The following is a 12,126-nucleotide window of genomic DNA, read 5'->3' on the forward strand; positions in this document are numbered from 1 at the left end:
AAGGGGTCGCAGACGGCCCTTGGCGCTCGGTCGCGGGCAGGGCCGTCCCGCATATTAAACGGCAGAACGGAAGCGCCGAGAAGCGCCGCCATGGGCGTTCTTCGGCCGCGGATCGTCGTCGTGAAATTTTCCCGGCGTCGGCCGGGAGGTGCGCCGCTGCGGCACGGAGGCTCGCCGGCCTAGGCTGCGAGCGAGCCGCCCGCACCAACAGCTGAAAGGCCACCGACCATGCGCCAGTCCCGCCTCGTCTTGCTCTCCGTTACCCTGATCGGCCTGCTGGCCGGAATCTGTCCGCTGCGCGCCGGCACCGCCGCAGCGGCGGCGGCGGCGTTCCCGCTCGGCGTCAGCATCGACGATTTCAGCTATCTCGATACGTCGGGCGAGGTGATCGACCAGGCCGCCGCGCACCAGAAGCGGCTCGAGGCACTGGTGCAGAAGCTGCGCGCCGATGTTGCCGCGGAGCCGCGCTATCGGCTGGTCGCGCCCACGGCGCCCGCGGGCGAGGCCCGGATCAAGGTGATCGGCGGCGTGCAGAAGATGAGCACGTTGGTCCAATGGGCCAAGGTCGCGGTGATCGACGTCAGCGCGAGCCAGGTGCTGTACGAGAAGCTCTATACGTTCCGTGGCGACACCGATGAGGCGTGGGACCACGCCGCGATGTTCGTGTCGCGCGAGGTGCGCGACGCCCTCGCGGCGGCGCTGCCGCCGGACGCGGCTGCCGCTGCGGCACCGACCGGGCTTGCGGTGTTCGAGTTCGAGCTCGAGGATACTTCCGCGACACCGGTCGCCGGGCTTGCCGGCTCCGACCTGGCCACTCTTGCCGAGGTGACGAAGGGCGTGCGCGACCGCATTGCGCAATCCGGGCGCTACCGCCTGGTCGACACCGGCGCGGTGACCGCCGAGCCGGTCAAGGCGCGCGCGCTGCGCGACTGCGACGGTTGCGAGGCGGCGATTGCGCAACAACTCGGCGCCGATCAATCGCTGATCGGCGTGATCAGGCGGGTCAGCCGGACCGAATACACGGTCGGCTTCCAGGTGCGCGATGCCCGCAGCGGCGCGGTCGTCGCGCGTGGCGACAGCGGCCTGCGGATGGGCGCCGATTATTCCTGGACCCGCGGCGCGGTGCATCTGATCGGCGACCGCCTGCTGGCGGTGGCGCGCAGCGGTAGGCCGACCGACCATCGCAAACTGCGATAGCTGCTAGACACAGCGTTATCTGGTTCCCGGCTCATCTGTGCGCTATCAGGACCGCCTGATCCCCGCACAGGAGCCGCAAGATGCGTTTGCCCGCCGTCCTTTTCGCTCTCACGCTCGCCGCAAGCCCTGCGGCGGCCGAGGAGCTGTCGGGCACGCTGCAGAAGATCAAGGAGACCAAGAAGATCACGCTCGGCTTTCAGGAAGCTTCGGTTCCGTTCAGCTATCTCGACGACAATGCGCGGCCGATCGGCTTTGCGCTCGATATCTGCCTGAAGATCGTCGACGCGGTGAAGCAGCAGCTCGGCATGCCCGATATCGCCGTCGACTATCTGCCGGTGACCTCGTCCAATCGCATCCCGCTGATGGTCAACGGCACGCTCGATCTGCACTGCTCGGCGACCACCAACAGCGCCGAGCGCCAGAAGCAGGTGACCTTCACCAACACCCACTTCCTGAGCGCGACGCGCTTTGCCGCCAAGAAATCGGCCGGGATCAACGGGATCGACGATCTCAAGGGCAAGTCGGTCACCGCCGTGGCGGGCTCGGTCAACCTCACGCAGCTCATCAAGGTCAATACCGAGCGCAAGCTCGGCATCAACGTGCTGCCGGCCAAGGACCAGGCCGAGGCGTTCCTGATGCTGGAGACCGATCGCGCCCAGGCCTATGCGCTCGACGACGTCCAGCTCGCGGTCGCGATCGCGCGGTCGAAAGAGCCTGCGCTCTACATGATCAGCGAAGAGGCGTTCTCGAAGGCAGAGCCGTTCGGCATCATGCTGCGCCGGGAGGACGCGCCGTTCAAGGCGCTCGCCGACCGCGCCACCGCGGAGCTCTACCAGAGCCCGCAGATCGGGGTGATGTACAGCAAGTGGCTGGAGCAGCCGACGCCGCCGAAAGGCATCAATTACAACGTGCCGATGTCGCCCGCACTGCGCCACGCGTTCGCCCATCCGAATTCGAGCTACGATCCGGATGTGTATGAGGTTGCGAAGTAACCCGCATGAGCCAACGGGTCGCGCGAACGCGCGCTCCGCGACATGCGGGGTAAGGCCCAGGTTGAGTCGATGGAGCGGCCCCGGATTTCGCTTTCGCCCATCCGGGCTACATTTCGTCGTTGGAATGGTTTTCCGCGTCAAGCCATGGATATTTGGAACGGCTTTTCGCGCCCGCGGCGAAAAACGAAATAGCGTCTCATATACTTCGGCCGCTGCAGGACATTCTGGACGAGTTCGCGCGTCGCAGCGACGACTTTGCCGCGAACCTAGCCCATATGGGCTAAGGGCTTCCGGTCAACCAACTCAGCTGCGCGTGGACCTTCGCTGCTTTGCGACGTAAGCACTGGGACTGAAGGAACTGCTGCGGGCCTCGATGCCGTGCTGCCATGCGGAGCGGGACGGTTGCAGGCCGCGCCAGGACCGTATCATGATGACGTCAATCAACTCGTGTCGAATGCGACTCGAGCGGGACCGATCGCCGTCGGTGCCGACCTATGTTTGCAGCGGGTTTCTTTCCTTGATGCCGATTGTTGTTCGGAGCCGACATTGAATCACGACGCATTGGCCAAGCTCACCGTCACCGTCATTGTCCTGGTCGCGTTGCTGGTGTGGCGCGTTGCCGATCAGAAGAGATCGGTCGATTGCGGAGCCGGCTGCCCGACCGACGTCTCCGCAATCCGCAAGACCGCTCAGTAGCAAGACGGCTCAATAACAAGACGGCTCACCAGCGTCGCGCGAGTGACGTCTCGCGCCGCGCCGCTCCGGTTGACCTCAACGTCACTCGCTCAGCGTTTTGCCGGCGGACCGCTCTTGTTGCCGGGCAATCCCTTGACGTTTGACGGATCCTGCTCCCGGACGTGCAGGTTTTGCGAGCTTGAGCCAACCGTGCTCTGGTCGTGAGCCGCCGGTCCGTTCTTGTTGCCCGGCGCCCCGCTGATGCCGGTGCCGGAATTCTGGGCGCTCGGAGATGTCGCGGCGTCCGTGGAACCCGTCGTGGCATCGGGGCGGCCCGGAGGCGTGGCGGCCGCTCCGGGACGCTGCTGGTCGCCGACATAGCCGGATTCACCGGAGTTGCGCGTCTTGGCGCCCTTGTCGGCCTCGTTTTGCAGGTTCTGCGCGGCCGCGAACGGCGCCGTTGCCATGGTGGCTGCGATGAGCAGCGCGATCGTGCTGGTCCTCATGAGAGTCCTCCCTGGGTTGCCGGGGACAACACGTTTCGCGACGATCATTTCCTGTGCGCGGAGGAATTTGTCGCGATGGAACACACGATTGCCGACGAGCCCGCGCTGCATCGGTGGGACAATGGCTGCTTCCGCGTGCTCCGCCGGCCCCTATCGGCCCCAGCGCAGCGCGTATATCGTCGGCGGCACATACAAGATCGACCCGGCCGCACCGGGGCGTGCCCGTCAAATGAGGAAGCGATGTCCGAGACGCTGCTGTTTTCGCCGATCACCATCCGCGGCGTCACGCTGAAGAACCGCATCGTGGTGCCGCCGATGCATCAATATTCGGCCGAGAAGGGTTTCCCGACCGACTGGCACCTGATGAATGCCGGCAAGTTCGCCGCCGGCGGCGCCGGTCTCGTGATCGTCGAATCGACCAAGGTCGAGCGCCGCGGTTGCGGCACGGTCGGCGATCTCGGCATCTGGGACGACAAGTTCATCGCCCCGCTCAGCCGCCTCGCGGGCTTCATCAAGCAGCAGAACGCGGTCGCCGGCATCCAGCTCGGCCATTCCGGCCGCAAGGCGCGTGCGAGCCGGCCCTGGGAGGGCGACCGTCCGCTCGAACGCTCTGCGGCGATCGAGGATTGGGATGCCTGGACGCCGGTGGCGCCGAGCGCGATCGCCCATAGCGAGCGCTGGCCGGTGCCGCGGGCGCTGGAAACGCACGAGGTGAAAGACCTCGTCGCGGCCTGGGGGCAGGCGGCGCGGCGCGCCCATGAAGCCGGGTTCGAGGTGCTGGAATTGCACGGCGCCCACGGCTATCTCGTGCATGAATTCCTCTCGGAGCGTTCGAACCAGCGCAGTGACGCATATGGCGGCACCGAATCGAACCGGATGCGCTTCCTGATCGAGGTGACGGAGGCCGTGCGCGCGCACTGGCCGGAGCACAAGCCGCTGTTCGTGCGGCTGTCGGTCGAGGACAATGCCGGCTGGGGTCCGGAGCAGAGCGCCCGGCTGGCGGGCATCCTCAAGCTTGGGGGCGTCGATGTGATTGACTGCTCGTCGGGCGGAATCAGCGAGATGGCGCCGATCCTGGGCAAGGAGATCAAATACAACTATCAGGTGCCGCTGGCGGAATATGTCCGCACCCACGCCGATATCATGACCATGGCGGTCGGCTTGATCATTCATGGTGACCAGGCCGAGCGGATCCTGCGTGACAAACAAGCAGATTTGATCGCGGTCGGCCGGGAAATCCTCAATAACCCCAACTGGCCGATGGATGCGGCATTGAAACTCGGGGTTGAAGGGCCATTTCGCAATGTTCCTCCGCAGTTTGGCTATTGGTTAGGCACCAGGGCCAAGCGCGGATTCGGCACCCGGCCATCGACCTGGCAGAACGGATTGCTGGAAACTGGCCCAGAGGCCGACCGGGAGCTGACTTGAGGCCGGCCAAGTGCCTGACTAAGTGCTGATTTGGCGCCGATCGGGGCCTCGTGACAGGACCGTAATGGTCCGGTGACGAAGCGGCCTTGATCCGACCAAAAAGCCGTTGTGTGGTGCCCCGCGTCGGGGTGAGGCGGGCCGAATGTTGCGAAACGTTGCCGGCCGATAGCGAAGGGATCACGGATAATGCGCAAACATGTTGGCTTCTTCCTCGGGACGGTTGCGGGAGCGTGTCTCACCCTGCTCGTGGCCTCGCCGCAGGGGGCGCATCTGTTCGCCGTCGCCAATGCCGCCGCGCATTCCGACAACTCCAACACCTATTCGCAGCTCAACCTGTTCGGCGAGGTGTTCGAGAAGGTCAAGACCGACTACGTCGAGAAGCCCGAGGACTCCAAGCTCGTCGAAGGGGCGATCAACGGCATGATCTCCTCGCTCGATCCGCACTCCCGCTACATGAACGAGAAGGGCTGGGCGGAGATGCAGGAGACCACGCATGGCGAGTTCGGCGGGCTCGGCATCGAGGTCACGATGGAGGACGGCTTCGTCAAGGTGGTGGCGCCGATCGACGACACCCCGGCCTCGCGCGCCGGCATCATGTCGGGCGACGTGATCACCTCGATCGACGACGACCAGATCCAGGGCATGACACTCGATCAGGCCGTCAACAAGATGAAGGGCGCGCCCAACAGCTCGATCCGGCTGAAGATCGTGCGCAAGGACGCCGACAAGCCGATCGAGCTCTCGATCACCCGCGAGATCATCCGCGTCCGCCCGGTGAAGTATCACGTCGAGGGCAACGACATCGGCTATATCCGGATCACCTCGTTCAACGAGCAGACCACCGACGGATTGCGCAAGGCGATCACGGATATCCAGAAGCAGGTGCCGCAGGACAAGCTCGACGGCTATGTCATCGACCTGCGCAACAATCCGGGCGGCCTGCTCGACCAGGCGGTGTCGGTGACCTCGACCCTGATGCAGCGCGGCGAGGTGGTCTCCACCCGCGGCCGCAATCCGGAAGAGACCCAGCGCTTCACCGCCCATGGCGGCGACATGACCAAGGGCAAGCCGCTGGTGGTGCTGATCAACGGCGGCTCGGCCTCGGCCTCCGAGATCGTCGCCGGCGCGCTGCACGACCACAAGCGCGCGACCCTGATCGGCACCCGCTCGTTCGGCAAAGGCTCGGTGCAGACCATCATCCCGCTCGGCACCGGCAACGGCGCGCTGGCGCTGACCACGGCGCGCTATTTCACGCCGTCGGGCCATTCGATCCAGGCGCTCGGCATCAAGCCCGACATCGAGGTGCTGCAGGAGGTGCCGGACGAGTTCAAGACCCGCTCGGAGATCAAGGGCGAGGCCTCGATGCGCGGCCATCTCTCGGCCGAGGGCGCCGAGCAGACCGGCTCGCAGTCCTACGTCCCGCCGGACGAGAAGAACGACAAGGCGCTGGCCGCGGCCTTCAACCAGCTGCGCGGCGTCACCGTCAACGCCGACGCCAAGAACGCCGACACCAAGGCCGCGCAGAAGCGGCCGGTGCCGAACTAGGCGCTGAGCTGTGTAGCCCGGATGGAGCGAAGCGAAATCCGGGACCGGTCTCCCGGAGGCGAGGTCCCGGATTGCGCCGAGCCTGTCATCGGGCGCGCGTTGCGCAGCTGCCGTCGCAGGGGTGTGCTGCCAAAATATGGAAAACAACCCCATGCAAAGGAGCCGATGGCGGCTGGCGCTCGATAAAGCGCATAGCCGCCATCGCCAAAGAAGGTCTGCGCGCGGCCATTGCAACGCTTTGTGACGTGGTGGGAGCAACCGCGGACACGACACGGGCCGCATGGTGCACGTCAGCGCGTGGTCCTCAATTGAGTGCACTGTCACCGTAATTCCGGATTATGCGGCTCTATAATCTCGGCTGCCTGTCGAGCCAGCGCCGCAGCGTCCGCAGCGTCCGCAACATCGCGGATATCGGCGCGGAACATGACGTCGAGGCATCTACTGGAAGAGGATCGGCAATTGCCGCTCTAGTGCAACATCAACCAATCCTCGCATTCTCTCGACTAGGAGCTCTCCGTCAACATCAATGAACGATTCTAATGCATTTCTCGGCGCAAGACCTATCGATCTGGCAACCGTCCGTTGCCATTCCGACGGAAACGCCACAGCCGGTCGCTGTCTCGCATCTTCCGCAACCGCATCCAGTTCGTCCGCGAGCTTCTTGCACTCCAGAACGTTCCATTCTCCATCGCAATCCGAATGCAAGATCAGCGTTGGAAATCTGGTTCCTGCTTTGCCACCTTCCAGCTCGTTGACCACATAGCTTCGAAAAAAATCAAAATCGGCGTAGGAGCCAACTTCGACACCCGCGATGTCTTCGTCATCGGCAAAAACACAAAGATAAAGGCCCATCAAAGAGGTTCCCGCTTAATGACATTTGGCAGGTCGCGTATTAATTCCTTCAGGGATGGAGCCAACCGGGATTTCTTCGGCAGTTTCAGAATCAGCTTCCTCCCGGTCGTCGACGCGTTGAACGCAAGTAGGCGTACTTGATACGTCGCGCGGAGTTCCTTGACGTTCTTGATTAGGTAGATCTTACCCGCCGCTTCAGCGTCTGGTCGAGCTTTCCTCGGCACTTGATGGCGGGTGAACTTGTACTCCATCGCTAGGCTCCTCAGCGAATCGGTGCCGTACGCACGCCCCATCGGACGAAATAGTCGGCTAATACAGTCCCAATGGGACGGCTGGTATATACGGTAAACGGTTGATTGGTTACAACAGAGTAGTACGTCTGAAGTCTGAGTTGATAGGTTGAATTCAGCGCAGAGCAATTACGGTGACAGTGCACTTAACACGCGCTCAATCGTGCTGCTCCACAGACGCCTTAGGCCCGCGTTTGCCTGGTTTGAGAATGCGGCCCGTCTTGCGCTCGATGCGGGCAAGGAAACGCTCGTCACCGAGCGGCCGCCCGATGCTCTCCGCGGCGCGTAGCCTCTCAAACAGATCCGCCTCCGGTTCGCATGCCAGGATCGGCGAAATCCGGAAAGCGATCGCGCACCGGCGCCAGCGCCGTGATGCCGTCGTCCTTGCCGCGCAAATGCGCCCGCGTGCTCGACCAGCGCCAGTCCTGCGCACGCTGCACCAAACGCGCCCGCACGGGATTGAGTGACACATAGCGCAGCGCCGCCGCGAAATGCGGCTCGTCCATCGCGACGGCGCCGAACCGGCCCTGCCAGAAATGACCGGTGCGTTTGCGCCGCGCCTGGATCGTGCCGGCATAGATGCGATGCACGCGCGCCAGTGCGCGGCGCAGCCCGTCGGGATCGGACGGCACCAGGATGAGGTGAACGTGGTTCGGCATCAGGCACCACGCCCACACCTCGACCCCGGCCGCGGCGCAATGGGCGGCGAGCAGGTCGCGATAGAGCGCAGTCGTTGTCGCCAAAGAAGGTCTGCGCGCGTCCATTGCCACGCTGCGTGACATGGTGGGGGCAACCGGGGATCACGACACGGGCAAGGCGAGCCATGCCGCATGGTGCACGCCGGGACGTGCCAATTAAATGCACTGTCACCGTAATTCAGTCCGGCTCGCAGTCCTACGTCCCGCCGGACGAGAAGAACGACAAGGCGCTGGCCGCGGCCTTCAACCAGTTGCGCGGCGTCACCGTCAACGCCGACGCCAAGAACGCCGACACCAAGGCCGCGCAGAAGCGGCCGGTGCCGAACTAGTTAGTAGACGAACCTTTCTACACGTCATGGCCGGGCTTGGCCCGGCCATCCACGACTTTCCCGAAGCGGATGCATTAGACGTGGATGCCCGGGACAAGCCCGGGCATGACGAGTCCTATGTAGCGAAGCCTACGCCGCGCCGGCGACAGGTTTGCGCCGGCGTGTGGCGCCCGCACCCGCCGCGGGGCCGTGGCGGTGCCCGGCCAGCAGCTCGCGGATCTGCACCGCCGGCTTCGGCGGACTGAACAGATAGCCCTGCATTTCCGAGCAGCCGAGCTCGCGCAGCAATTGCTGCTGCTGGGCGGTCTCGACGCCTTCCGCGGTCGTGGTCATGCTGCGCTCGGCGGCGATGTTGACGACGGCCTCGACGATGCCGGCCGAGCCCTGGGGGTCGGCGATGTCGGTGACGAAGCAGCGGTCGATCTTGATCTTGTCGAACGGGAAGCGCTTCAGATAGCTCAGCGACGAATAGCCGGTGCCGAAATCGTCGAGCGCGATCCGGATGCCGATGGCGCGGAGCTGATGCAGCGCGGCGAGCGCGGTCTCGTCGTCGCGGATCAGCACCGCCTCGGTGATCTCGAGCTCGAGCCGGCCGGCTGACAGGCCCGACGCCGCAAGCGCCGCGATCACCTTGAGCGCCAGCGTGCCGCTCTTGAACTGGACCGGCGAGACGTTGACGGCGAGCCTGATGTGGTCGGGCCAGTTCACGGCCTCCTTGCAGGCCGTCATCAGCACCCATTCGCCGAGCTGGTTGATCAGCCCGGTCTCCTCGGCGATCGGCACGAACTCGGCCGGCGAGATCATGCCGCGCAGCGGATGACGCCAGCGCACCAGCGCCTCGCAGCCGGTGATCTCGTTGCTGCGCAGGTCGACGCAGGGCTGGTAATACACGTCGAGCCCGCTGCCGGCCGCGATGATCTGCCGCAGCTCCATCTCGAGCTCGCGGCGGGCGCGGGCGTCGGCGTCCATCGCCGGCTCGAAGAAGCGCGCGACGCGCCGGCCGGCCGATTTGGCTGCATACATCGCGAGGTCGGCGTTCTTCATGATCTGGTCGAGATCGGTGCCGTCCTTCGGCGCCATCGCGATTCCGATGCTGGCGTCGGTCGTGACCTGGTGGCCGAGGCATTGATAGGGCGAGCGGATCGCCTCGTAGATGCGCGCGATGAGGTCGGTGACCTCGATCTCGCTCTTCACGCCGGTCTGCACGATCGCGAATTCGTCGCCGCCGAGGCGGGCGACGAAATCGCCGCCGCCGATCACGCCGCTCAGCGTCCTGGCAACGGACTTGAGCAGCTCGTCGCCGACCATGTGGCCGAGCGAATCGTTGACGCCCTTGAACTCGTCGATGTCGATATAGAGCACGGCAAGCTGGCTGTCTGATGTGACATGCGATAGCTCGCGCTTGATCTCCTCGTGGAACAGGGCGCGGTTCGGCAGGTCGGTGAGCGCATCGTAGTGGGCAAGGTGCGTGATCCGTTCCTCGGCGCGGCGGCGCTCGGTGACATCCTCGTGGGTGGCAAGCCAGCCGCCGTCGGCGAGCGGCTCGTTGACGACCTGGATCGAGCGCCCGTCGGGCGTCGTGATCACCATGGTGTTGCGAACGCCGACGTCGCGCAGCACGAGGCTGACGTAACGTTCGACATCGCCCTGGAACGAGCCGGTCAAATGGCGGTGCACGATGACGTCGCGGAAGCTGCAACCGGGCTTGATGATATCGGCGGAGAGGGCGTACATCTCGATATAGCGCTTGTTGCAGATCACCAGGCGCTGGGCGGCATCGAACAGCAGCAGGCCCTGGGTCATGTTGTTGACGGCGGTGTCGAGCCGGAGCTTCTCCAGGGTCAGGCGCTGCTGCTGGGCGCGATGCTGCTGCACCAGCTTGCGCACCACGAGCGTCAGCAGGATCGCGATCGCCAGCACGGAGATGCTGGTCACCGCGATCAGGATGCCGATCTGCTCGCGCCAATTGGCGAGCGCCGCTTCCGTGGTGGTTGTCGCGACCACGACGATCGGGAATTTGGTCAACGCCCGCGACGACAACAGTCGGTCCTTGCCGTCGACCGGGCTGGGCAACCGTGTGGTGCTCGCCGGCAGCTCGAACACCTGCTGCTGGTTGGCGGGGCCGCTGCGGAAATTCTTCCCGATCAGCTCCTCGACATGCGGATAGCGCGCCAGCAGCGTGCCGTCGCGATGGTGCATCGAGATCGCGGCACCTTCGCCGAGCGCAACGGTTGCAAAGAATTTCTCGAAGGTCGCCGGCTCGATGCCGCGGCCGACCACGCCGAGGAATTCGCCATGCGGACCGGTGACCTTGCGGACGATGACCGTGGTCCAGCCGCCGTTGACGCGGCTGACCACCGGCGCGACCTGCATGTCGGGCGAATAGGGGCTCGATTTGAAGATCTGGAAGTAGCTGCGGTCGGCGATGTTGACCTGCGGCAGCGGCCAGGCGCCCGAGCTGTTGATCAGCGCGCCGTCGGCGTCGAACACGTTGAGGCTGCCGACATTGGACAGCGCCTCCATCTTGGACTTGAGCATCGCATGGATGTCGGCGGCCGACATCCGCCGCTTGTAATTCTCCGGCGTCGCGATCCCGTTATCGCGCATGAACGCGATCAGGTCGCGCTGCACCACCTCGAGATCATCGAGCTGCTGGTCGAAATGCCGCGCCAGCAGCAGCACGGTGTTCTCGAGTTCGCGCTCGCTGTTGTGCAACGCGCGCTCGCGGAAATTCTCCGCCATCAGGGTCGCGCCGATCGCGATCGCGGCCATCAGCACGGCGCCGCCAAGGATCAGCCAGCGGATCGGACCGCTGCCGATCACCGAGGTGATATTGAATGACGCGCTGCCGTTTGGATTCATCTGACGCAATCGGATCCCCGCGTTTCACCCGGAAGTAGCTTTCATGCACCTCCGGCCCGCGAAAGTCGTATCCAAACGAAATGGAGCGCTAGTTAGCGAGATTGGTTAACGAGCGGTTGCCTTGCGTCGACAGCCAAGCTGCCCGGCACCGTCCATTCGATCCGCGGTTCATTGAGGTGACCGCGCGCGCGGTCACTCACCCGCGCGGTAGTGCCCGGACTTGCCGCCGATCTTCTCGATCAGATGGATGCCTTCGATGCGCACGCCGCGCTCGACCGCCTTGATCATGTCGTAGATCGTCAGGCAGGCGACCGAGACCGCGGTCAGCGCCTCCATCTCGACGCCGGTCGGCCCGGTCACCTTGACGCTGGCGCGGACGATGCAGCCGGGCAGCTTGGCGTCGGTTGCGATGTCGATCGTGACCTTGCTCAGCGCCAGCGGGTGGCAGAGCGGGATCAATTCGGAGGTCCGCTTCGCCGCCATGATGCCCGATATCCGTGCGGTCGCCAGCACGTCGCCTTTCTTGGCCCGGCCTTGCTCGATCAGCACGAGCGTGGCCTTGCTCATCAGGACGCGGCCTTCGGCGACGGCGGTCCGTTCGGTCGCGGGCTTGGCCGAGACGTCGACCATGCGCGCCTCACCCTTGGCGTCGATATGGGTGAGGGCCGTGCCGGTCGGCTCGGCCTTGGTCACAGCCTTGCTCGCAACCTTGCTTGCAGCCTTGCTCTTGGCTTTGGTCTTCCGCGCCATCG

At 64.7% G+C, this 12,126-nt stretch carries 11 protein-coding genes and 1 pseudogene; 6 read left to right on the forward strand and 6 right to left on the reverse strand.

What is annotated here, in order from left to right; all coding sequences use genetic code 11:
• The first annotated feature begins 228 nt into the window (after nt 1–228).
• From ACVW17_RS26450 to ACVW17_RS26460, 3 genes are all read left to right on the forward strand, one after another.
• Nucleotides 229–1,197, forward strand: coding sequence for a DUF2380 domain-containing protein (locus ACVW17_RS26450; protein ID WP_456754632.1), 969 nt, complete (start codon nt 229–231; stop codon nt 1,195–1,197).
• 80 nt (nt 1,198–1,277) lie between these two features.
• Entirely contained in the window at nt 1,278–2,189 is a 912-nt protein-coding gene (locus ACVW17_RS26455) for an amino acid ABC transporter substrate-binding protein (protein WP_456754633.1), read from the forward strand.
• A gap of 546 nt (nt 2,190–2,735) precedes the next feature.
• Nucleotides 2,736–2,885: a hypothetical protein gene (locus ACVW17_RS26460; protein WP_456754634.1), complete on the forward strand. Its 150-nt coding sequence runs from the start codon at nt 2,736–2,738 to the stop codon at nt 2,883–2,885.
• Nucleotides 2,886–2,974: 89 nt separating this feature from the next.
• On the opposite strand, the pseudogene ACVW17_RS26465 reads toward ACVW17_RS26460, so the two are convergent.
• Nucleotides 2,975–3,160, reverse strand: a pseudogene (locus ACVW17_RS26465) (hypothetical protein); the annotation flags it as partial.
• Nucleotides 3,161–3,610: 450 nt separating this feature from the next.
• Between ACVW17_RS26465 and ACVW17_RS26470 the strand changes: the two are divergent.
• Together ACVW17_RS26470 and ACVW17_RS26475 are read left to right on the forward strand one after the other, a co-directional pair.
• Nucleotides 3,611–4,798 (forward strand): NADH:flavin oxidoreductase/NADH oxidase, encoded by a 1,188-nt coding sequence (locus tag ACVW17_RS26470; protein ID WP_456754635.1) that lies wholly within the window; start codon nt 3,611–3,613, stop codon nt 4,796–4,798.
• Nucleotides 4,799–4,984: 186 nt separating this feature from the next.
• Nucleotides 4,985–6,343: a S41 family peptidase gene (locus ACVW17_RS26475; RefSeq protein ID WP_456754636.1), complete on the forward strand. Its 1,359-nt coding sequence runs from the start codon at nt 4,985–4,987 to the stop codon at nt 6,341–6,343.
• Nucleotides 6,344–6,781: 438 nt separating this feature from the next.
• Here ACVW17_RS26475 and ACVW17_RS26480 read toward each other — a convergent pair whose 3' ends face one another.
• From ACVW17_RS26480 to ACVW17_RS26490, 3 genes are all read right to left on the reverse strand, one after another.
• Nucleotides 6,782–7,195 carry an Imm70 family immunity protein gene (locus tag ACVW17_RS26480; protein ID WP_456754637.1) on the reverse strand — a complete coding sequence of 138 codons (414 nt, stop codon included), beginning with the start codon at nt 7,193–7,195 and terminating at the stop codon, nt 6,782–6,784.
• The gene (locus ACVW17_RS26485) at nt 7,195–7,446 is read right to left on the reverse strand and encodes a hypothetical protein (protein ID WP_456754638.1); all 252 of its coding nucleotides are present in this window, start codon (nt 7,444–7,446) and stop codon (nt 7,195–7,197) included. Before ACVW17_RS26485 ends, ACVW17_RS26480 begins: the two co-directional genes overlap by 1 nt.
• Nucleotides 7,447–7,778: 332 nt before the next feature.
• A complete protein-coding gene (locus tag ACVW17_RS26490; protein ID WP_456754639.1) occupies nt 7,779–8,228 on the reverse strand; it encodes a transposase in 450 nt (149 codons plus the stop codon).
• Between the two features lie 104 nt (nt 8,229–8,332).
• On the opposite strand from ACVW17_RS26490, the gene ACVW17_RS26495 reads away from it, so the two are divergent.
• Nucleotides 8,333–8,512 carry a hypothetical protein gene (locus ACVW17_RS26495; protein WP_456754640.1) on the forward strand — a complete coding sequence of 60 codons (180 nt, stop codon included), beginning with the start codon at nt 8,333–8,335 and terminating at the stop codon, nt 8,510–8,512.
• 129 nt (nt 8,513–8,641) lie between these two features.
• Here ACVW17_RS26495 and ACVW17_RS26500 read toward each other — a convergent pair whose 3' ends face one another.
• Nucleotides 8,642–11,374 (reverse strand): bifunctional diguanylate cyclase/phosphodiesterase, encoded by a 2,733-nt coding sequence (locus ACVW17_RS26500; RefSeq protein WP_456754641.1) that lies wholly within the window; start codon nt 11,372–11,374, stop codon nt 8,642–8,644.
• 192 nt (nt 11,375–11,566) lie between these two features.
• Nucleotides 11,567–12,124 (reverse strand): cyclic pyranopterin monophosphate synthase MoaC, encoded by a 558-nt coding sequence (gene moaC, locus ACVW17_RS26505; RefSeq protein ID WP_456754642.1) that lies wholly within the window; start codon nt 12,122–12,124, stop codon nt 11,567–11,569.
• Nucleotides 12,125–12,126: the final 2 nt, after the last annotated feature.

This window comes from Bradyrhizobium sp. USDA 4473, assembly GCF_054063335.1.

Coding starts and splice junctions, on each gene's coding strand:
- ACVW17_RS26450 (WP_456754632.1), top strand. CDS start 229: ATGCGCCAGTCCCGCCTCGTCTTGCTCTCCGTTACCCTGATCGGCCTG.
- ACVW17_RS26455 (WP_456754633.1), top strand. CDS start 1,278: ATGCGTTTGCCCGCCGTCCTTTTCGCTCTCACGCTCGCCGCAAGCCCT.
- ACVW17_RS26470 (WP_456754635.1), top strand. CDS start 3,611: ATGTCCGAGACGCTGCTGTTTTCGCCGATCACCATCCGCGGCGTCACG.
- ACVW17_RS26475 (WP_456754636.1), top strand. CDS start 4,985: ATGCGCAAACATGTTGGCTTCTTCCTCGGGACGGTTGCGGGAGCGTGT.
- ACVW17_RS26480 (WP_456754637.1), bottom strand. CDS start 7,195: ATGGGCCTTTATCTTTGTGTTTTTGCCGATGACGAAGACATCGCGGGT.
- ACVW17_RS26485 (WP_456754638.1), bottom strand. CDS start 7,446: ATGGAGTACAAGTTCACCCGCCATCAAGTGCCGAGGAAAGCTCGACCA.
- ACVW17_RS26500 (WP_456754641.1), bottom strand. CDS start 11,374: ATGAATCCAAACGGCAGCGCGTCATTCAATATCACCTCGGTGATCGGC.
- moaC (WP_456754642.1), bottom strand. CDS start 12,124: ATGGCGCGGAAGACCAAAGCCAAGAGCAAGGCTGCAAGCAAGGTTGCG.